The sequence below is a fragment of the Burkholderia sp. B21-005 genome (assembly GCF_020843965.1).
Lineage (GTDB): Bacteria > Pseudomonadota > Gammaproteobacteria > Burkholderiales > Burkholderiaceae > Burkholderia > Burkholderia ambifaria.
Genome location: NZ_CP086302.1, coordinates 369405 through 390424, shown reverse-complemented (window position 1 = coordinate 390424; position 21020 = coordinate 369405). Strand labels below are relative to the sequence as shown.

The window sequence follows — 21020 nt, the reverse complement described above, 5'->3', positions numbered from 1 at the left end:
GCCATGCCGCGTCCGTGCCTCGGTCGACGCAACTGAACGCGAACGATATCAAGCACACCGACGTGATCGTGACGATGAGCGACAAGCACAAGGCGAAGGTGCTCGCGCTCCGGTCGCGCGCTATCCGTCGGCCGCCGACAAGGTGTTCACGCTCGCCGGATACGCGACCGGCGAGCACAAGGACGTACCCGACGCGCGGGGCAAGCCGACTGACTTCCACGAATCGGTGACCGCACAGCTCGACGAGCAGTCCCTCCTCCGCACGGTGCGTGTCCTCACGCGCCGATGAGATCGGCCATTCGGCCGAATCGTCATCGCATGCCCCGAATGAAAGAATGATCCTCGTTCGGGAAGCCGGCCTCATCGCCCGAAACCCCACGTCGCAAAGGCTCTGCGGGCATCCCTGCGCAGCGCCCTTGCGTCGTGCTTCGTCTCGATTCGGCAGTCGGCCCGCTTACGCGTCACTTCATCAGCCACATCCGGCAGGCCACGCCATCACATCGATACCCCTATCCGTTATGTAGCTTATAAGTTACAATGCTCTCCAAGTTCGAACTGCTTCGCTATCAGCGCGACGACGGTCGCGAGCCTTTCACCGAATGGCTGAACGCCGTCCGCGACAAGGTCATCCAGGCACGGATTCGCGAACGCCTGCGACGCGTGCAGACCGGCAATTTCGGCGATTGCGAGCCTGTCGGCGAAGGCGTGGTCGAACTGCGCATCCACGTCGGTGCCAGCTATCGCGTGTACTTCGGCCGGTACGGCAGCGCGCTGATCCTGCTGTTGTCCGGCGGCGACAAGCGCAGCCAATCCGACGACATCCGGCGTGCGCACGAACACTGGTTGAACTGGAAACGGAGGCAAATGTGAACAAGCTCAAAGGCGCGGTCTCGCACCACGACGCGGAAGTCGCCGAACTCGGTGCCGACCGCGAGCTCGCGGTGGCCTATCTGCGCGTCGCGATGGAATCGCTCGACGATCCCGACAACCGCGCGGCCGCGCTGCTCGCGCTGCGCACGGTCGCGGAAGCGTACGGTGGGCTCGGCGCGGTCGCGGCCGAAGCCGGCATCAGCCGCGAATCGCTGTATCGCACGCTGTCGCCCAACGGCAACCCGACGCTGAAAACCCTGCTCGCGGTGCTCAAGACGGTCGGCCTGCGCCTGTCCGTCGTCCCCGCGCAACCGGCGCACGCCTGACGCGTTGCGCGCGCTTCAAGGCTGCACCATCCACACGAGCACCATCGCGGGCGGCGCCGCGCTCGTCCCCGCCGGCGGCCGCTCGATCGTCGGCTCGACCTTCAGTGCCTGCGCGATCGTCGCCGCATCGTCGAGTGTCGTCGTGCGCACGACCGTCATCAACCGCACGGGCCGATGCAGCGTCTCGCGATACAGCGCGCCGTACCACAGCGGCCGCGTGCCGAGCGCATCCTGCAGCACGTACGGATAACGCCATAGCCGCAGCACGAGGCGGCTGTCCGGATGGGCCGCGTCGACGCGCACGAACACGCGGCGCGTGCTCTCGCCGTGCGTGTAGCGCGGCAGCACGGGCAGCGTATCGGCCGACACCTGCGGCGACAGCCAGCGCAGCGCGGTGGCGGGCGACCACGGCGTCGCGCGCTGCCAGCCGGCCAGCGACAGATGGCGGTCGAGCGTGTCCGACGTTGCGCACCATTGCAGCGGCAGATATTCCTCGCGATCGCCGCCGATCTCGGTGCGCCGCGTCGGCACGCGCTGCCAGCCGCCGCGCATCCACTGGTCGACGGTCATCGCGACGACGTCGCCGACATGCGGACGCGCCGCGCGATCGAGCTGCCACTGCGCGGGCACGGTCCATACGCCGGCGGTGGCGAGCACGACGAGCACCGCGACGAGCGCGCCGCGCGGCTGCACGTGTTCGCGCACCCCCCAGTACGCATGGGCGCCCGCCAGCACCGCGAACCACGCGAGTCCGAGGCTCCAGCCGCCGAGCAGGCCCGACAGCCACGTATCGCCGACGTAGAGCCGCGCGAAGCCGCCGAGCACGATCCACAGCACGACCGCCGTCACGACCGGGATCCGCCACGACGCGGGCCGCTCGCGCGTCAGCACCCAGCCGATGCCACTGCTCGCGAGTATCGCGAATGCCGCGTCGGCGTCGGGCAGCGCCACGTGCAGCGCGCCGGGCGGCAGGCTCGCAGGCGACGTGCCGGGCAGGCCGGCGCCGAACGCCGGCACGAGCACGATCGCGATGCCGACCGTCGCGAGCCACCATGCGGACGTCACCCAGCAGCGATGGATCATCAGCCAGACGAGAAACGCGGCCGCAACGATCAGCCCCGTATCGTGGCCGTGCAGCACCGCGAGCGCGCGCATCGTGGCATCCACGGGCGGCGTGCGCAGGTTCTGCAGGAACGCATACAGCGCGATGTCCGCGTGCGTCAGCGGATCGTTCGCGACGACGTCCTGCACGATGCCGGCGAACAGCCACACGCAGCCGACGAACAGCAGCGCGAACACGGGCACCGCGCCCGGCAGGCGGCGCACCTTGTCGATCGCGTCGTGCAGCCATTCACCGAAGCGCGGCCAGCGGCGCGCGGATGCATGCACGGCCGCGCCGGTCGCCTGGCACAGCAACGGCCAGCCGCGCCGCAGCGCCAGGCGCACGCCGAACCACACGAGCGCGACCAGCGCGGCGACCACCAGCAGGATCGCGGCGACCCGCACGCTGATCGCCGCGGCCAGCGCCGCCGACGCGCCGAACACGATGCCCGGCGCGACGTGCACGGGTGCCCAGATCAGCGCCGACACGACGTTGACCGGATAGAACGACCGGCGCGGCAGCGTCGCGCAGCCGACCACGACCGGCACGACCGCGCGCAGCGGTGCCAGGAAGCGCGCGAGTACGATGCTCTTCATCCCGTGGCGCAGCACGAACTGCTCGCCGCGCCCATAGGCGTCCGCGTAGCCCAGCCGCACCCAGCCGTTGCGAATCGCGCCGCGGTAGCGGCGGCCGAGCTCGTAGCTGACGCCGTCGCCGACGACCGCGCCGGCGGCCGCGACGCCGATCGTCGTCCAGCCGTCGAGCGCGCCCGCGCCGATCAGCGTGCCGGCCGCGAACATCACGGCGCCGGCCGGCACGACCGTGCCGATCAGCGCGATCGCCTCGGCGCAGGCGGTAATGAACACGATCGCCAGCACGAGTACCGGATGTGCGCCGATCGCGCCCAGCCATGCGTGGATCGTGTCGCTCATCGCGGGTCGCGCGGCGTGGCGGTGCGGCGTGTCCGCACCGGGCCGGCCATGGCGTGGGGAAGGTTCATCAGAATTTGCTCCGAGAAACCCCGCCATTTCCCCCAAGGGGACTTCCTTCGGGGCGGATGGCGGGAAGGAAAGGATTGCTGTTGACAGGCAGCTTCTTCCACGGGTTAGGATCACCTGCATGATTCTTGTCTACCGCTACCGCGTGAAGTCGCTCAACGGACTGCTCAACAAGCAGAGCCGTGCGGTGAACTACGTCTGGAACTTCTGCAACGACACGCAGAAGCACGCGCTCAAGTGGAGCAAGAAGTGGCCGACGGGATTCGATCTGAACGCGCTGACGACCGGCAGCAGCAAGGCGCTCGGCATTCACTCCGGCACGGTCAATGCAACGTGCGAGCAATACGCGAAGTCGCGCAGTCAGCACCGTCGGCCCTACCTGCGCTATCGCGGCAGGAAATCGCTGGGCTGGGTGCCGCTGAAGGGCCGTGACCTGAAGCGCGAAGGCGAAGCGTTCCGCTTTGGAGGCAACACGTTTCGCGTGTTCAACAGCCGGTCGCTTCCCGAAGGCAAGATCAAGGATGGGACCAACTTTGCGCAGGATGCACGTGGCAACTGGTTTCTCAACATCGTGATCGAGATGCCCGATGTTCAGGCCCGCCCGGTCCGTTCCGGTGTTGGCATCGATCTCGGCCTGAAAGACTTCGCCACACTTTCGACGGGCGAGAAGCTGCCCAATGACCGATTCGGCCGACGCGCGGCGGAGAAACTGGCGAAGGCTCAACGGGCGCGCAAGCACAAGCGACATATCGCGAAGCTGCACGCCAAAGTGGCGAATGCCCGTGCCGATTTCCAGCACAAGCTCGCGCTCGATCTGGTGCGGCGTTTCGATTACCTCGCGGTCGGCAACGTGTCGGCCGCGAAGCTCGCCAGAACCAGGATGGCGAAGAGCGTCTACGACGCATCCTGGTCGTCCTTCCGAAACAAGCTCCGTTACAAGGCGATGGCGCACGGGGCCACGTTCGAGGAAGTCGACGAAAGCGGTTCTACCCAGTCCTGTTCGTCGTGCGGGTCGAAAGACAGCACGACGCGGCCGAAAGGTATCGCGGGGCTGCGAGTAAGAGAGTGGGCCTGCAGTGAATGTGGTGTCGAGCATGATCGAGATACCAACGCTGCGCTGAACATTCTCCGATGCGGACGTGCATCGCCAGGTGTGGGAATCTCCTGCCTTTAGGCGGGTGACGACGTCAACGGAGGGTGTGTGTGTTCGTGCGGGCCGGTGGCGTCAGTCGAACTCGTGCTGCCGCGCATCGGCCTCGAGCGGCGCATCGTGGTAGCCGACGGTCGCGATCTCGTGCAGGTAGCGCGCGAGAAACGCGCCGATCGACCCGGCTTCCTCGTACTGATGCACATGGCGGAACTCATGCGTGAGCAGGCGCCGCGTGTCGTGGCCGCGCAGCACGAACACCGCATGACCGAGCGTGAGGCCGATCGTTCCCGGCCACAGCAGCCCGGTGTCGCGCGCGATCGCGGCCAGCGCCGGCGTGTCGGGAAACGGCAGGCGGTCGCCGACCACGACGCGGATCCGCTCCGGTTGCGCGACGCCCACGGTACGCGCGTCGTCGGCCTGCGCGGGCGTGAGCGGCACGCCCTGCGCGAGCCCGTGCGCCGCCTGCGCGTCGGCCCACGCGACGGCGTCGGGCAGCGCGGACGGCAGGATGTCGGCGAGTTCGATCATCGTGGAGGCTCCTCGGATCGCGACAGTGCAATCGGGCACCAGTTTATCTCTGAATCAGGGCGGTCCGCGACACACACCGCCCGCCGGACGGCAACGACGCGTCGGGAATACCCGCCCCATCTGGCCCTATCGCCTGTACCATTTCACGCTGATTATTTCGTTTCGAGACACACTCCACACCTCAATGTCTCAAAAATTTCCCGAAGGTGCACCTTTTCCGGCTTCGGCGGAATATATTGGTCAGAAGAACGGCCGCGGCGGCAACCGGCGGAACAGTCCGCGGCGGCATCCCGAAGAGGAACGCTAGTGATCAGGATAATTCTGGCTGACGATCACGCAGTCATGCGGGACGGACTGCGTCACATCCTGGAAACGGCCGGCGGTTTCGAAATCGTCGGCGAGGCGAGCGACGGCACGGCCGCGCTCGCGCTGGCCGAGCGCGGCGCCGCCGACGTGCTGCTGCTCGACCTGTCGATGCCCGGGCCGACCGGTATCGAGCTGATCCGGCTCGTCAAGACGCGCGCGCCGTCGCTGCGCATGCTGGTGCTGACGATGCATGCGGAGGCGCAGTACGCCGCGCGCGCGTTCAAGGCCGGCGCGACCGGCTACCTGACGAAGGACAGCGCGACCGCCGAGCTCGTCCAGGCCGTCACGAAGGTCGCGGCGGGCGGCGTCTACGTGAGCCCGCAGGCGGCCGAAAGCCTCGCGCGCACGCTGCGCGCGCCGGTCGAAATGCTGCCGCACGAACGGTTGTCCGCGCGGTTGTCCGCGCGCGAACTCGACGTGATGCGCCGCATCGTCGCGGGCCAGACGGTCACGCGGATCGCGTCGGAACTCACGCTGAGCGCGAAGACGGTCAGCACCTACAAGACGCGCATCCTCGAGAAGATGGAGCTGCCGCACGAAGCCGCGCTGGTGCGCTACGCGGTGCGCCACGATCTCGACCTCGGCGTCGACGACGCATGACGCCCCCGTTCCGCGTGCGCGCCGCAGCCACCGACGACGACGACGCGCCGGATCCGTCGCACCTGTTCATGTCGTCGCTGCCGCCCGGCCGGCAGGAGCGGCGGCTCGCGATCGCGATGGTGATCGTGTCGGCCGTGATCTTCGTCGCCCTCGCGCCGTTCGCGGGCATGCCGCTTGCTCGCGTGTGGGGCTTCATTCCCGTGTACCAGTCGGCGATCGTCATCAACGACATGGTGACGGCCGGCCTGCTGCTCGGCCAGTACGCGATCCTGCGCGAGAAATCGCTGCTCGCGCTCGCGGCCGGCTACCTGTTCACGGGTTTCATGGCCGGCACGCACATGCTGACCTTTCCGGGGCTGTTCACGCCGACGGGCCTGCTCGGCGCGGGCGAACAGACCACTGCGTGGCTTTATCTGTTCTGGCACGGCGGCTTTCCGCTGGCGGTCGCCGCGTACGTGCTGCTGCGCGCGACGCCGCGGGCCCACCCGCCGTCGCTCGAGCGGCGCCGCGCGACGCTTCCGCTGCTGCTCTGCATCGTCATGACGGCCGGCGCGACCGGCGCGCTCGCGCTGCTCGCGACCGCCGGCCATGACCTGCTGCCGCGCATCATGCAGGGCAACCGGATGGCCGCGACGATGACGACCGCGATCACGCTCGTCTGGGCGTTGAACCTGGCCGCGCTCGTGCTGATGTGGCGGCAACGGCGGCGCCATTCCGTGCTCGACCTGTGGGTGATGATCGTGCTCGTCGCGTGGCTGTTCGACATCGCGTTGTCGTCGATGCTGAACCACGGGCGCTTCGACCTGGGCTTCTACGCGGGGCGGACCTACGGCCTCGTCGCGTCGGGCGTCGTGCTGTTCGCGCTGCTGTTCGAGAACGGCCGGCTGCATGCGCAGACGGTGCGTGCGCTCGCCGGCGCGCGCTATCAGCACCTGCTCATCGTGCAGAAGAGCGCGCAGCTCAACGACGCGAACGAACGGCTCGAGCAGCGGGTTGCGGCCCGCACCGCGCAGTTGAGCGCGTCGAACCGCGACTTGCGGCGCGAAGTCGAGGAGCGCGTGCGCGCGGAGCGGGCGCTGCAGGCGTCACGCGAGGAACTGCGCGAGATCGCGGCGATCAGCGCGAGCGCACGCGAGGCCGAGCAGCGCCGCATCGCGCGCGAACTGCACGACGAACTCGCGCAGACGCTCGCGACGCTGAAGAACGATCTCGAATGGCTGCTCGATCACGTGCCGCAGGACGATGCGCCGCTGGCGCGCAAGATCGCGGCGATGCATACGCTCGCGCGCGGCGCGGTGACGGCCACGCGACGCATTGCATCCGACCTGCGCCCGCTGATGCTCGACGACCTCGGGTTCGCGGCCGCGATGCAATGGCTCGTGGAGGATTTCCGGCACCGTCACGGCATGGCGTGCGCACTGCACGTCGAGCCGAGCGAGCTGCAGCTCGACGAACCGTATGCGACCGCCGTGTTCCGCATCGCGCAGGAAGCGCTCGCGAACGTCGCGCGGCACGCGGCCGCGTCGAGCGCGACCGTGGAACTCGTGTACCGGGACGAGACGATCGCGCTGACGATTCGCGACGACGGTGCGGGCTTCGATCCCGCTACGCCGCGCAAATCGGGATCGTTCGGGCTGGTCGGCCTGCGCGAGCGTGCGTATCTCGTCGGCGGCACGCTGCGGATCGATACGACGCTGGGCGAAGGGACGAAGGTGGAGGTGGATATTCCGGTGGCGTCCGCGCATGTGGCGATCGCGCATGATGGACGGGGGACGTCGCGGACGCAGGGGTAAGGCGGTCAAGGAAGCGGCGGCGGAATGCCGCCGCGGTGAGCATCAGTGGTAGTTGCCTTCCCGCTTGTGCCGACCGGCAAGGATCGTGACGGGTTCGACCGGGCGCGTCGATCGACGCCAATCGTCTAACCCGTTATCTTCGCTGCACGCGCCGCTTTCAGCATCGTCCCAAGTTCGACCTGGACTTCTGCGGCGTCGACGTATTCACCGGTGCGCCGCGCCTCCTCAGCCGACCACACGCCGCGCGCGACAAACTCGCGCTGCGAGCGCCGGCGTGCAATCGCAGCGCGCAGCGTCGATTCGACGAACGCAGACAGCGTCTCGTTTTCCGCCAACCCGGTTTGCGCTTCGTCGAGTAATGTCTGATCGACTCGAAGCGCGCACATCGCCGCAGTCTTCATTGCTATCTCCGTGCATTCAAACCGCATGCACGGTAGCACATCACACCCGCGCCGCCACCATTCCCCGCTCCGAGCGCGTCCACGCGACCAGCGCGCCGATCCCGAGCAGCGCGAGACACACGATCGGCACGATCATCGGCCCGAACGCGGTGCCCGTCACCTTGCCCGCGAACGGCATCAGGTTCTGGCTGAAGAAGCCGCCGAGGTTGCCGATCGAGTTGATCGCCGCGACACTCGCCGCCGCGCGCGCGCCGGTGAAGTAGCGCGGCGGCATCGACCAGAAGCACGGATACAGCAGCGGGATGCACGCGCCGCCGAGCACGAGCGCAACGAAGCGCAGCGGCGTCGACGGCAGCACGAGGCTCAGCAGAAAGCCGAGCGCGCCGAGCGCCGCGACGATCGCGATCGTGCGCAGGATGCTCTTCGCGCGGCGCAGTTTCGACGGCAGCCACACCAGCAGCAGCACCGCGAGCGCCCACGGCAGCATGCTCAGGAAACCGTTCATGCTGCTCGACACGCCGAACGATTTCACGAGCGTCGGCAGCCAGTACGTGACGCCGTACAGCGACGTCGACATCAGCATGTAGGTCGCCGCGAACAGCATCACGCGCGGATCGAGCAGCGCCTTCCACGGCTGGCCGTGCTCGGCATGCGCCGGCTTCTCGCGCTCCAGCGCGGCCGCGACGATCTGCTTCTCGCGTTCGTCGAGGAACGGCGCCTCGCGGAACGAGGCCGGCAACACGCGGAACACGACGATCGCGACGATCACGGCCGGGATGCCCGTCGCCACGAACACCCATTGCCAGCCCGCGAGGCCCCACACGCCGTTCAGGCTCAGCAGCACGCCGCCGACCAGCGACCCGAGCATGTTGGCGAGCGCGCTGCCGAGCGTGAAGATGCCGAGCACCTTCGCGCGGTAGCTCTGCGGGAACCACAGCGTCAGGTAATAGATCACGCCCGGATAGAAGCCGGCCTCGGCGATGCCGAGCAGGAAGCGCAGCGAGCAGAACGCCGGCATCGACGTCGTGAAGCCCATCAGCACGGTGATGAGGCCCCACGTCAGCATGATCCGCGCGAGCCACACGCGGGCGCCGTAGCGATGCAGCGCGAGCGTGCTCGGCACCTCGAACAGCAGATAGCCGATGAAGAACAGCGACGACGCGAGCCCGAACGCGGCTTCCGTCATCCCGAGGCTGTGCACCATCTGCAGCTTCGCGAAACCGACGTTCTGCCGGTCGATGAACGCGATCAGGAACATCACGACGAGGATGGGCAGCAGGCGCCGCGCGATCTTCGACATGACGCGCTGCTCTTCGGCGGACGCGGGGTCCAGGGTTTCGGTGGCATTCATTGGGGGCTCCTCCGTGAATCGGTTGCTTGTCGGTTGAATCGGCGCCGCGCGCAACGAACGCGCAGGCGCGGTGCAGGTCGATGAAATCGTGGATCGGCGGCGCTCAGCGTGCCCGGTAGTCGTCGAGCATCGGCGCGAACATCTCGTGCCACGCGCGCGGCTTCGCCTTGATCGTGCCGGCGAGGTACAGGAACTCGACGTAGTCCATCAGCTGGTTCGGCCATACCGAGAACCGCGTGTCCGGCGCGGCGAGCATCCGTATCACGTCGTCGTGCGACACGCCGACACCCGACGACGCCGCATACAGCGCGGCCGCCGCACGCGGATCCTGCACGATCAGGCGGTTCGCTTCGTCGAGCGCGCCGAGAAACGCCGCGGCCAGCGCAGGCTCCGCATCGACGAGCCGCTTCGGCGCGAACACGACGTCGAGCGTCATGGGGCCGAGCACGTCGACCGAATTCACCACGCGATGAATGCCCGGCTGCCGCAATTCGAGCGTCGAGAACGGCGGCGACGTGAAGTGCGCCGTCACGCCGTTCTCGCGGCGGATCAGCGCCTGCATCGCCTGCGGATGCGGCAGGTTCACGGTGATCGAATCGAGCTGCGCGAAATGCTTCGCACCCAGCTGCCGGCTCGCGACCATCTGCAGCACGACCGCCGACAGCGACGTGCGGATGCCCGGCACCGCGATCCGGTCGGACGGCGTGAAGTCGCGCAGCGACGCGAGGCCCGGACGGTTCGCATTGAGCGACAGCGATGTCGTCGACAAGCCGCTGATGCCGATCACCTCGACGTTCGGAATCCCGCGCGCCCGCGCCCACAGCTCGATGAAGCCCGGCGCGCCGGCCCCCGCGAAGTCGAGCGTGCCAGCCATCATCGCGTCGTTGACGGAATTGCCGCCGTCGAGCAGCACCCAGTCGAGCGCGAGGTCGCGCAGGCCGTGCCGCGCCGCGTGCCGCTCGAACAGGCGCTGCTTCTCCATCACGAGCAGCGGCAGGTACAGCACGCCATAGCCTTTCGAGATTCGCACCGTGCGCGGCTTCGAGCGCACCAGCGACGGCGCGGCGAACGCACCGAGGCCGGCGGCGAGCAATGCGCGGCGGCGCGGCGACGTCGTCATGCGCACGCGTGCGTGCGGCGCACGGCAAGCGGCCATGCGGCAGCCGGCGTCACACCTCGCCGTGCATTGCGCCGTGCCTTCGTCGTGCCCATGACATGCTGCATGTTGCCGTCTCCTCTGGTATTAATGCCGTCATCGCTTGTTCCGGCTGAACACAGGTTATCGAGCGAGTCTGAGAAAATGCTGACATCCCGGCCCCGGGAAAACCCCTAACCCTCTACCTGCAAACGGCACCATGCGCATTCTCGTCGTGGAGGACGATGCCGAAATCGGCGCGGCGATCCGCAGCCGCCTCGCGCGGCTCGGCCATGCCGTCGATCTCGAAACCGACGGTTCGACCGCGAACAGCCTGTTGCGCATCGAGCGCTTCGACCTCGTCGTGCTCGATGCGAACCTGCCTGGGCTCGACGGCTTCGCGGTGCTGCGCAACCTGCGCGCGTCGGGCAGCACGACGCCGGTGCTGCTCGTCACCGCGCGCTCGGCGATCGACGACCGCGTGAGCGGCCTCGGCTTCGGCGCCGACGACTATCTCGTGAAGCCGTTCGACTACCGCGAGCTCGATGCGCGCGTGCAGGCGCTGCTGCGCCGCAACAGCGGTCATGCGAACGACGTGCTGACGCTCGGCGGCCTCGTGATCGATCGCAGCAGCCGCCTCGCGGAACTCGACGGCCAGCCGCTGTCGCTGTCGCGCCAGGAGTTCGCGCTGCTCGAGATCCTTGCGAGCCGTCCGCAGCGGATCTTCTCGAAGGACGAGCTGCTGAACCAGCTGTTCAGCTTCGGCAACGAGCCGAGCGCGAACGCGGTCGAACAATACGTGACGCGCGTGCGCAGGAAGCTGCAGGGCAGCTCGGTCGAAATCCGCACCGCGCGCGGGATGGGGTATCAGATTGCCGCGCATTGACTGGTTCCCGAAGACGCTGTTCGGGCGCACGCTGCTGTTCATCGCGCTCGTCGTCGCGACCGGCGCGCTCGCCCTCGCGGTGATCGCGCGCTACTACGCGGGCGTCGCGGCCGAGCGCGCATACGACCAGTTGCTTGCGGGCGCATCGATCCAGGTCGCGGAGAACCTGTACGTGCAAGGCGGCGTGCTCGCGCTGAATCCGCCGGTGGCCGCGTTGTCGACGCTGTCGCGCTACGACCTCGTCTACTACAAGGTCGTCGATTCGCGCGGCGTCGTGGTGGCCGGCTACAACGATCTCGCGAGCTCCGCGACGCTCGCCGCCGCGAAGCAGGGCCCCGCGTTCGCGAACGCCGTCTACCAGGGACATCGGATCCGCACCGCGACGATCGCGCGCTACATGCCCGAGGAAAGCACGCCCGGCTGGGCGCTCGTGACGGTTGCGCAAACCACCAACGCGCGGCAGCAGTTGACCAACGACATGAGCATCAAGGTGTGGACGCTGATCCTGCTGATGAGCGTGCTCGCGATCGGCGCGAGCGGCCTCGCGATCCGGCGCGGGCTGCGCCCGCTCGCGCAGATCGGCACGATCATCGCCGCGCGCGACCCGGCCGATTTGCGGCCGGTGGCCGTCGATACGCCGAGCGAGATCGACGCGATCATCGGGTCGATCAACGGGCTGATGCACCGCCTGGCCGAGCGGATCAACGCGATGCAGCGCTTCATCGCCGACGCCGCGCACCAGATGCGCACGCCGCTCGCGCGGCTCGACGCGCAGATCGAACTGCTCGACGGCGAGGTCGATCCCGCGCGTCATGCGGCGCGGCTCGATGCGTTGCGTGCGACCAGCGCGGATGTCGGGCGGCTCACCGGGCAGTTGCTCAACCATGCGATGGTGATCCATCGTACCGAGGCCGTGCCGCTGCAACCCGTCGAACTCGTCGCGCTCGCGAAGGACGTGCTCGGCCGCGCGATTCCGCTCGCGGACGAGCGCGACGTGGCCGTCGCATTCGCGAGCGATTCACCGCATGCGTGGATCGACGGCGATGCAATCAGTCTGCAGGAGGCGTTGTCGAACGTGCTGCACAATGCGCTGCTGCATGGGCATGCGGACGATATCGTCGTGTCGGTCGCGACCGCGGGCAACAGCGACGATGCGGTGACGCTGACCGTCACCGACAACGGGCGCGGGATTCCACGCGAGCATTGGGACGCGGCGTTGCAGCCGTTCGTGCGGATCGCGCCGGACGGCACCGAACGCCGCACCGGGTCGGGTCTCGGGCTCGCGATCGTGCAGGAAGTGATGAAGGCGCACGGCGGGCGCGTCGGGTTCGCGTTTCCTGATGCGGGCGGGTTTGCGGTGGTGCTGACGTTTCCGCACGCGGCGGGGGCTGAAGCAGAAAAGGCATGAACAGGCGAACCTGCGCCGGCTCATGCGCGGCAGGCGATCAATCGTCGCGGTCGCGGTCGTCGTCGAAGCGATTGCGCTCGGCGTGCCGCGCGACCAGCCGGTCCAGCTCGTCATACTGACGATCGCAGAAAAGACGACACAACGTGTCGACGTCCGCGCGCGAGTCGACGTCGATCGTGTCGACCTGCTGCTCCAGCTTCCCCTTGCCGATCCCGAACAGCCCCTTCTTCATCCACATGGCAACGGCATTCAGCTGGAAGCCGTCCAAATGCGCGTCGCTCAGCGCGGTCACCCACAATTCCCGCTGATCGTCGGCCTGCTGCAGCACGAGGGCCGGCAACGGGCCGTCCTGCGTATCGTCCCATTCGGCATGCTGCGCCGCCCACGGGAATGCGTCGAATGCACGAACGAACGACGCATAATCGGTCACACCTTGCGGATCGAGTTGATCGAATTCGTAGCCGGCTTTCTGAATGGCGTAGGTCAACATGGCGCGGCGCTCCCGATGGCAGTGACGGTGACTGAGCGCTAATCTACCCGACAATTCGGTGTACATCGCGGTCTTTCGCGATGCTCGCATCCGGGCGCCGCCATCAGCCACGCCGGCTACGCCGCCACCGCTTCGCCACCTAGATACGCATCGCGCACACGCTCATCGTCGAGCAGTGCCTTCGCAGGCCCTTCGAGCACGACACGCCCCGTCTGCAGCACGTACCCGTAATGCGCGATTTCCAGCGCGAGGCTCGCGTTCTGCTCGACCATGAACACGGTCACGCCCTGCCGGTTGATCGCGTCGATCAGTTCGAGCACCGTGTCGACGTAGAGCGGCGACAGCCCCATCGTCGGCTCGTCCATGCAGATCAGCTTCGGTCGTGCCATCAGCGCCCGCGCCATCGCAAGCATCTGCTGCTCGCCGCCCGACAGCGTGCCCGCGCGCTGCGTCAGCCGCTCGCGCACACGCGGAAACAGGTCGAGCACGCGCTCGTAGTCTTCCGCCACCGCCGTGCGGTCGCCACGCGTGTATGCCCCCATCAGCAGGTTCTCGCGCACGCTCATGTCGCCGAACAGCCGCCGCGCCTCCGGCACGGCCGCGATCCCGCGCCGCACGCGCTGCGGCGTCGCGAGCGCGGTCACGTCGTCGCCGTCGAAGCGCACGACGCCGCGGCGCGGCCGCATCAGCCCGAGAATCAGCTTCATCGTCGTCGACTTGCCGCTCGCATTGCCGCCAAGCAGGCTGACGATCTGCCCGCGGCCGACCTCGAAGTTCACGTCGAAGTGCACCTGCACCGGCCCGTAGAACGTGTCGAGGTGTTCGAGTTTCAGCAGCGCATCGGTCATGGTCGTGTCGGGTCCGGAAGAAAGTGCGGTCATGCGGCCGCCTGTGCTGCGCGGTCGGCCGGCGCGCCGCCCGCATGGCGGCGGCCGAGGTACGCCTCGATCACGCGCGGGTCGTGCCGCACGTCGCGCGGCGCGCCTTCGGCAATCTTCACGCCGTTGTCGAGCACCACCACGCGGTCGGACACGCGCATCACGAGTTCGAGCTTGTGCTCGATCAGCAGGATCGTCAGGCCGCGCGCCTTCAGCGACTGGATCAGTTGCAGCATCTCGGCCGTTTCCGTCTCGTTCATCCCGGCCGTCGGTTCGTCGAGCAGCAGCAGGCGCGGATGCAGCGCAAGCGCGCGGCCGATCTCCACACGCCGCCGGTTCGCATACGACAGGCTGTGCGCCGGATGATCGATGCGCGGCGTCAGCCGCTCGCCGAACCCGGCGACGATCGCGCGCGCCTCTTCGCGCAGTTCGGCTTCCTCGCGCCGCACCGACGCGGGCCGCACCAGCGCACGCAGCACTTCGGCGGCCGCGCCGAGCGCCGGCCAGCCGGGTCGCGCCGCACGCAGCCGCGCATGCGCGCCGATCAGCACGTTGTCGAGCACGCTCAGGTTGCCGAACACGCGGCCGTGCTGGAACGTGCGCGCGATGCCGAGCGCCGCGAGCCGTTCGGGCGCCGTGCCCGTGATGTCGCGGCCGTCGAACGTCACTCGGCCGGCATCGGGCCGGTCGGCGCCCGCGATCAGGTTGAACAGCGTCGACTTGCCCGCACCGTTCGGGCCGATCACGCTCAGCAGCTCGCCGTCGGCGAGCGTCAGGCTCGCGCCGTCGAGCGCGGTCACGCCGTCGAAGCGGCGCGTCAGGCCCTGCACGTCGAGCAGGGGTCGGGTCGTGGTCATCGCGTATCTCCTCACACCGTGCCGAGCAGGCCCTGCGGCCGGAACCGGACGAGCAGCAGCAGCACGAGGCCGTAGATCAGCATCCGGTAGTCGGCCGCCCAGCGGAACAGCTCGGGCAGGCCGATCAGCGCAATCGCGCCGGCGATGCCGCCGAGCACGTTGCCGAGCCCGCCGAGGATCACCATCGTCAGCGCGAGGATCGACACCTGCGAATCGAAGGTCTGGTGATTGATGTAGCTGTACAGGTGCGCGGCGATCCCGCCGCTCACGCCGGCCGCGACGCCGCCGACCGCGAACGCGATCGCCTTGTAGCGGTTCGGCGCGATGCCGTGCGCACGGGCGGCGACATCATCCTCGCGCACCGCGCGCAGCGTGCGGCCGAGATGCGAACGCAGCAGCCGCACCTGCACGAGCGCGAACACGATGAGCACCGCGAACGTGAACCAGTACGCGGCACGCGCGGTCGTCGCCCACGGCAGCGGCGCGATGCCGGTGATGCCGAGCGGGCCACGCGTGAGGCCGTCCCAGTTCAGGATCACGAGGCTCACCACTTCGCCGATGCCGAGCGTCGCGATCGACACGTAATGCCCGCGCAGCCGGAACGCCGGATAGACGAGCAACGTGCCGAGCACGGCGGTGACGACGCCCGCGCACGGGATCGTCACGGCCGGCGACCAGCCGAGATCCGACGACAGCAGCGCCGACGCATACGCGCCGATCACGAGCAGCGCCGCGTGGCCGAGCGAGATCTGCCCGACCGTGCCCGCGACGAGCGTGAGGCTCAGCGCGAGCAGCCCGTACAGCCACGCGTTGGTCAGCGTCTGCAACACGTACGGCGATGCACCGAGCCACGGCAGCACGGCCGCCGCCACGATCAGTACGACAAGTACCGGGCGCGGCGCGCGCACGGCCTTCGCGGCCGCGAGGAAGGTCCCCGTCATCGGCTCGGGCGGCAGCGCGCGGTTCGCGCTGAACAGCCCGTTCGGCCGCCATACGAGGAATACGATCAGCAGCCCGAACGCGAACAGGTCGCGATAGCTGGTGCCGAACAGCGCGACGCCATAGCTTTCGACGAGGCCGAGCAGCAGGCTCCCGGCAATCGCGCCCGGCACGTTGCCGAGCCCGCCGATCAGCAGCGCGACCACGCCCTTCAGCGTTGCCTGGAAGCCCATCGCCGGATCGATACTGTTGTAGTACATGCCGACCAGCAGCCCGCTCACGCCGCCGAGCGCGCATGCGATCGCGAACACGGTCTGGTTCACGCGATCGACGTCGACACCCATCTGCAGCGCCGCGTCGCGATCCTGCGCGGTCGCGCGCACGGCCCAGCCGAGCCGCGTGAATCGCAGGAAGCCGTACAGCAGCGCGGCCGCCGCGATGCCGATGCCCGCGATCAGCAGGTCGAGCGAGCCGAGCGTTGCGCCGGCAATTCGCAGATGCCAGTCGGGAAGCGGCGTCGGCACCGCGCGCGGGTCCGCGCCGAATGCGAGCTGCGCGAGCTGGTCGAGGATGAAACTGATGCCGATCGTCGCGAGCAGCGGCGCGATGCGTGCCGCGTGCCGCAGCGGCCGCAGCCCGATCCGTTCGATCGCGACGCCGAGCGCGCCGCAACCGATGACGACCGCGGCAAGCGCGACCGGCAGCGGCAGCCCGAAGCGCGTCAGGCACAGCCAGCCGATGAACGCGCCGACCATGTAGACCGAGCCGTGCGCGAAGTTGATCAGGTGCGACACGCCGAAGATCAGCGCGAGCCCGACCGCGAGCAGCGCGTAGATGTTGCCGACGATGAGGCCGTTGAGCGTGTAGTCGAGCCAGGAAGCCATCACGATGCGTCCGTTACGTGCATGCTGTTCAGGGCTGGGGTCAACGCGCGGCGAGCTGCGGCTTCGCGCCATCCCATAGCGCCCACTGCCCCTGCTTCACGACCAGATATACGGTGCGTGCGCCCGCGACGCGGCGCGTCCGCGGATCGAAGCGCACCTTGCCGAAGATCACGCTCGGCACGTCGCTGATTTTCGCGAAGCCGTCGTGCGCGGCCTGGCGTGTCGTGCCGTAGCGGCGCAGCACCTCGGCCGACAGGATCAGCGCGTCGTACGCACGCGCGACGAACGAATCGGGATCGGCATGGAATTTCGCGCGATAGCGCTGCACGAACGCCTGCACCTCGGGGCGCGGTTCCGCCGGGAAGAAGTTCGATTCCGTATAGACGCCATCGACGGCCGCGCCGCCCAGCTCGAGGAATTTCGGCGAATACACGGAGCCAACCGCCGCGATCGGCAGCGTGACGCCCGACGTGCGCGCCTGCCGCACGATCTGCGCGCCGTCCGCGTAGTACGAGATCAGCACGATCGAATCGGGCTTCGATTCACCGATCCGCACGAGCGTCGAACGGAAATCCTTCTCCGTCGGCTGGTAGCCTTCGGCCGCGACGACCTGCGCGCCGAGCCCGGCCACCGCCTTCGCGAAGATGTCCTTGCTGGTGCGGCCCCAGTCGGTGTTCAGGTACAGCACCGCGATCCGCTTGAAGCCGAGTTCCTTCACCGCGTAGCGTGCGAGCAGCGGCTGCTCCTCGGCCTGGCTCAGCGCGGCGCTCCACAGATAGTCGCCGCCCTTCGTGAAGTCCGGATGCGAGTTCGTGAAGCCGAACTGGGTCAGCTGCCCGCGCTGGTAGATCGGCGACGCGGCCATCGACGTCGCGCTGGAGAAATCGCCCAGCTCGATCGCGATGCGCGGATCGGCGACGAACTTCTGCGCGATCGCGACGGCCTGACGCGGGTCGCTGCGGCTGTCCTGGAAGTCGACTGCGAGCGGCCGGCCGTGAATGCCGCCGCTGCCGTTGATCTCGTCGAGCGCGAGATCGAAGCCGCGCTTCCATTGCTCGCCGTACTGCGCGTCCTGGCCCGTGAGCGGCCCGCTCACGCCGATCACCACCGGCTCGCCCGACACACCGGCCGCGAGCGCACCGCCCGTCGACAAGCCCCATGCGGCAGCGAGCGCCGCCACCGTGCCCAGCACGCGCCGCCATGCGCCGCGTGCGTCGTTCCCCGAAACGTTCATGCGTCCCCCAGCTTCAGTCAGTCGAAAAGAGTGAGGGCATGTAACCATCCGGTTCAGGACGATCCAACGAAGTTTTGCGCATATCGATATCGTGCGCGGCGCGAAGCGCGTGATGCTCGCGAACGGCCATCCGCACACCCCGTGTCGCACGATGCATCGGCATGCATCGCATCGCGTTGATTCGATTGGCGTTTCGTTCACGTCACCGGTCGCTACCGATGCTCACGCGCGCACCACCGGCCATCGCGACGATCGGGCGCTTCGAAGTTTTTGCGCTGTCGATAGCAAGAATCATTATATGAATCACGCATGCTCGCGCTCCTACAATGCGCAAATCGCATCATCGGAACGCGTCATGGAGCTGCATCAACTCGAAGCCTTTTCCGCAGTCATGTCGGCCGGCAGCGTAACCGGCGCGGGCGAACTGCTCGGCCGCTCGCAGCCGGCCGTCACGCGGCAGATCCAGGAGCTCGAAGCCGATCTCGGCTACGCGCTGTTCGACCGGCACGGCCCGCGCGTCACGCCGACGCGGCGTGCCTTCCTGCTTTACGAGGAAGTCGAACGCTCGCTGGTCGGCCTGCGTGCGATCGAGGCACGCGCACGGGCGCTCGGCGATGAAACCGCCGAACCCGTCCGCATCGCGGCGACACCTTCGCTCGCGGCCACGCTCGTACCGGCCGCGCTCGCCGCGCTGCCTGACCACGCGCACGCGCCGCACTACCAGTTGCGCAGCGAATCGGCCGAACATGTCGTCCACGAGGTGCTGGCCGGCACGGCCGATGTCGGCGTCGTCACGCTGCCGATGGCGCATGCCGGGCTCGACGTGCACTGGATCGCGCAGACGCCGTGCGTCGCCGTGCTGCCCGCCGGCGACCCGCTCGCGGCGCAGCCGCGCGTCGCGCTGCGCGATCTCGCGCAACGCCGCATCGTGACGGTCGCGAACCGGCACCGGCTGCGCCAGCGGATCGATGCGGCATTCGCGGCCGCGCGGGTCGACGCGCGCGTGTTCATCGAAACCAATGCATCGCTGAATGCGGTCATGGCCGCGCGCGCGGGCATCGGGATCGGCATCGTCGATCCGGCGACGGGTATCGCGCTGCCGGTGGACGGCGTCGTCGCGCGAGCGCTCGACGTCGACATCCCGTTCGCGTTCGGCGTCGCGACACCGGCCGGCAAGACGCGCACGGCGGCCGTCGATGCGCTGCTCGACGCGCTGCGCCGCACGACGCGCGCGCTGCTCGACGACGTGATCTTTCATGAAGCGGCCGCGCACGACGCGCTGTTGCGTGGCGATCGGCTGCGCAGCGGCCGCACGCCGCCCGCGCCTCGCCCGACCCGCCCCCGCCGTTCGCGCAAGGAGGCCGCATGACGACCTCGCTCGACGCACTCGAAGCCCGGCTCGCGCAAGACCTGCGCTGGCTCGACCTGCCCGCGCCGTCGTGGGTGCCGCCGCGAGAGGCAGACGGCACACGCGTGCTCGACGTCGCGATCGTCGGCGGCGGCATGGCCGGGCTCGCGGCTTCCGCCGAACTGCGCCTGCTCGGCATCGACAACCAGTGCGTGATCGACCGCGCGCCGGCCGGCTACGAAGGCCCGTGGGTCACGTTCGCGCGGATGGACACGCTGCGCTCGCCGAAACAGCTCGCGGGCCCCGCGCTCGGGCTGCCTGCGCTGACGTTCCGCGCATGGTTCGAGGCGCAATACGGCCGCGACGCGTGGGACGCGCTCTACAAGATTCCGCGCACGCAATGGATGGACTACCTGCGCTGGTATCGGCGCGTGCTCGACCTGCAGGTGCGCAACGACACCACGCTCGTCGCGCTGCGTCCGCGCGACGACGGCCTGCTCGCACTCGATGTGCGCGGCAACGGCGAAGCGCAGACGCTGCTCGCGCGGCACGTGGTACTCGCAACCGGCCGCGACGGGCTCGGCGGCCCGTACGTGCCGCCCGTCGCGCAGCGCGCGCCGCGCACGCGCTGGGCCCATTCGTCCGAGCCGATCGATTTCGCGGCGCTCGCGGGCAAGCGCATCGGCGTGGTCGGCGCGGGCGCGTCCGCGTTCGACAATGCGGGCACCGCGCTCGAAGCCGGCGCCGCACGCGTCGACCTGTTCTTCCGCCGCGCGGACATTCCGCGCGTCAACAAGCTGACGGGTATCGGCAGCCCGGGCCTCGTGCACGGCTACGCCGATCTCGACGACGCGACGAAATGGCGCTTCATGCATTACGCGCTGACGTCGCAGACGCCGCCGCCGCGCGACAGCGTGCTGCGCGTGTCGCGTCACGGGCATGCGCATTTCCATGCGGGCAACCCGATCGAGACGCTTGCCGAACACGCGGACGGACTCGACGTGACGACGCCGCGCGGGCGCTACACCGTCGACTTCCTGATCTTCGCGACCGGCTTTCATTCGGACTGGACGACCCGCGCGGAATTCGCGTCGTTCGGCGCGCAGGTGCGGCGCTGGAAGGATCGCTATCGACCGGAGGCGGGCGCGTGGCTCGACGAGCTCGCCGAGTCGCCCGATCTCGGCCCCGCGTTCGCGTTCCAGGAGCGCGAGCCCGGCGCGTGCGCGGCCATCACGCGGATCCACTGCTTCAACCATGCGGCGAGCCTGAGCCACGGCAAGCTGTCCGGCGATATCCCGGCCATCAGCGCGGGCGCCGAGCGGCTCGCGCGCGGCATTGCGAGCCGGCTGTTCGACGCCGATCGCGATCGCCACTACGACGCGCTCGTCGCGTACGCGAACGCAGAACTGCAAGGCGACGAATGGCGCGACGCCGATGCTTGAGCGCGCGTCCATCGATCACATTGACGACGAAGGG

At 68.6% G+C, this 21020-nt stretch carries 19 protein-coding genes; 9 read left to right on the top strand and 10 right to left on the bottom strand.

The annotated features are described in order from the left end of the window. Positions 1-537: 537 nt before the first annotated feature. Positions 538-870 (top strand): type II toxin-antitoxin system RelE/ParE family toxin, encoded by a 333-nt coding sequence (locus LMA02_RS18165; RefSeq protein ID WP_228909092.1) that lies wholly within the window; start codon positions 538-540, stop codon positions 868-870. Continuing rightward, entirely contained in the window at positions 867-1196 is a 330-nt protein-coding gene (locus LMA02_RS18160) for an addiction module antidote protein (RefSeq protein ID WP_006752118.1), read from the top strand. Before LMA02_RS18165 ends, LMA02_RS18160 begins: the two co-directional genes overlap by 4 nt. A gap of 15 nt (positions 1197-1211) precedes the next feature. Here the strand turns inward: LMA02_RS18160 and LMA02_RS18155 are convergent, their stop codons facing one another. Beyond that, positions 1212-3230 (bottom strand): LssY C-terminal domain-containing protein, encoded by a 2019-nt coding sequence (locus LMA02_RS18155; RefSeq protein WP_228909087.1) that lies wholly within the window; start codon positions 3228-3230, stop codon positions 1212-1214. Between the two features lie 187 nt (positions 3231-3417). On the opposite strand from LMA02_RS18155, the gene LMA02_RS18150 reads away from it, so the two are divergent. Next, positions 3418-4470, top strand: coding sequence for an RNA-guided endonuclease InsQ/TnpB family protein (locus tag LMA02_RS18150; protein ID WP_228909085.1), 1053 nt, complete (start codon positions 3418-3420; stop codon positions 4468-4470). A gap of 51 nt (positions 4471-4521) precedes the next feature. On the opposite strand, the gene LMA02_RS18145 is transcribed toward LMA02_RS18150, so the two are convergent. After that, the gene (locus tag LMA02_RS18145; RefSeq protein WP_228909083.1) at positions 4522-4974 is read right to left on the bottom strand and encodes a hypothetical protein; all 453 of its coding nucleotides are present in this window, start codon (positions 4972-4974) and stop codon (positions 4522-4524) included. Between the two features lie 306 nt (positions 4975-5280). Here LMA02_RS18145 and LMA02_RS18140 point away from each other — a divergent pair, with 306 nt between their 5' ends. Both LMA02_RS18140 and LMA02_RS18135 read left to right on the top strand, forming a co-directional pair. After that, entirely contained in the window at positions 5281-5940 is a 660-nt protein-coding gene (locus LMA02_RS18140; RefSeq protein WP_228909077.1) for a response regulator transcription factor, read from the top strand. After that, positions 5937-7733: a sensor histidine kinase gene (locus LMA02_RS18135; protein WP_228909076.1), complete on the top strand. Its 1797-nt coding sequence runs from the start codon at positions 5937-5939 to the stop codon at positions 7731-7733. The genes LMA02_RS18140 and LMA02_RS18135 overlap by 4 nt, the downstream gene beginning before the upstream one ends. Before the next feature lie 125 nt (positions 7734-7858). Here LMA02_RS18135 and LMA02_RS18130 read toward each other — a convergent pair whose 3' ends face one another. The 3 genes from LMA02_RS18130 to LMA02_RS18120 form a co-directional block, all read right to left on the bottom strand. After that, on the bottom strand, positions 7859-8134 hold the full coding sequence (locus LMA02_RS18130; protein ID WP_228909074.1) for a YlcI/YnfO family protein: 276 nt from the start codon (positions 8132-8134) through the stop codon (positions 7859-7861). A 40-nt stretch (positions 8135-8174) separates the two neighbouring features. Beyond that, positions 8175-9485 (bottom strand): MFS transporter, encoded by a 1311-nt coding sequence (locus LMA02_RS18125; RefSeq protein ID WP_228909072.1) that lies wholly within the window; start codon positions 9483-9485, stop codon positions 8175-8177. A 103-nt stretch (positions 9486-9588) separates the two neighbouring features. Further along, complete coding sequence (locus LMA02_RS18120; RefSeq protein ID WP_228909071.1) at positions 9589-10605, bottom strand: ABC transporter substrate-binding protein; 1017 nt, start codon at positions 10603-10605, stop codon at positions 9589-9591. Positions 10606-10840: 235 nt separating this feature from the next. Here LMA02_RS18120 and LMA02_RS18115 point away from each other — a divergent pair, with 235 nt between their 5' ends. Together LMA02_RS18115 and LMA02_RS18110 are read left to right on the top strand one after the other, a co-directional pair. Continuing rightward, positions 10841-11506, top strand: a complete 666-nt coding sequence (locus LMA02_RS18115) for a response regulator transcription factor (protein WP_228909069.1) — start codon at positions 10841-10843, stop codon at positions 11504-11506. After that, the gene (locus LMA02_RS18110) at positions 11493-12914 is read left to right on the top strand and encodes a sensor histidine kinase (RefSeq protein ID WP_228909067.1); all 1422 of its coding nucleotides are present in this window, start codon (positions 11493-11495) and stop codon (positions 12912-12914) included. Before LMA02_RS18115 ends, LMA02_RS18110 begins: the two co-directional genes overlap by 14 nt. A 37-nt stretch (positions 12915-12951) precedes the next feature. Here the strand turns inward: LMA02_RS18110 and LMA02_RS18105 are convergent, their stop codons facing one another. The 5 genes from LMA02_RS18105 to LMA02_RS18085 form a co-directional block, all read right to left on the bottom strand. After that, positions 12952-13404 (bottom strand): hypothetical protein, encoded by a 453-nt coding sequence (locus tag LMA02_RS18105; protein WP_228910049.1) that lies wholly within the window; start codon positions 13402-13404, stop codon positions 12952-12954. A gap of 116 nt (positions 13405-13520) precedes the next feature. Then, positions 13521-14285: an ABC transporter ATP-binding protein gene (locus LMA02_RS18100; RefSeq protein WP_228909065.1), complete on the bottom strand. Its 765-nt coding sequence runs from the start codon at positions 14283-14285 to the stop codon at positions 13521-13523. Further along, a complete protein-coding gene (locus tag LMA02_RS18095; protein WP_228909064.1) occupies positions 14282-15139 on the bottom strand; it encodes an ABC transporter ATP-binding protein in 858 nt (285 codons plus the stop codon). Before LMA02_RS18095 ends, LMA02_RS18100 begins: the two co-directional genes overlap by 4 nt. 11 nt (positions 15140-15150) lie before the next feature. Beyond that, the gene (locus tag LMA02_RS18090) at positions 15151-16962 is read right to left on the bottom strand and encodes an ABC transporter permease (RefSeq protein WP_228909062.1); all 1812 of its coding nucleotides are present in this window, start codon (positions 16960-16962) and stop codon (positions 15151-15153) included. A gap of 40 nt (positions 16963-17002) precedes the next feature. Then, on the bottom strand, positions 17003-18196 hold the full coding sequence (locus LMA02_RS18085) for an ABC transporter substrate-binding protein (RefSeq protein ID WP_228909060.1): 1194 nt from the start codon (positions 18194-18196) through the stop codon (positions 17003-17005). A gap of 355 nt (positions 18197-18551) precedes the next feature. On the opposite strand from LMA02_RS18085, the gene LMA02_RS18080 reads away from it, so the two are divergent. After that, positions 18552-19565, top strand: coding sequence for a LysR family transcriptional regulator (locus tag LMA02_RS18080; RefSeq protein WP_228909058.1), 1014 nt, complete (start codon positions 18552-18554; stop codon positions 19563-19565). Further along, positions 19562-20986, top strand: a complete 1425-nt coding sequence (locus tag LMA02_RS18075; RefSeq protein ID WP_228909057.1) for an NAD(P)-binding domain-containing protein — start codon at positions 19562-19564, stop codon at positions 20984-20986. Before LMA02_RS18080 ends, LMA02_RS18075 begins: the two co-directional genes overlap by 4 nt. Positions 20987-21020 lie beyond the last annotated feature (34 nt).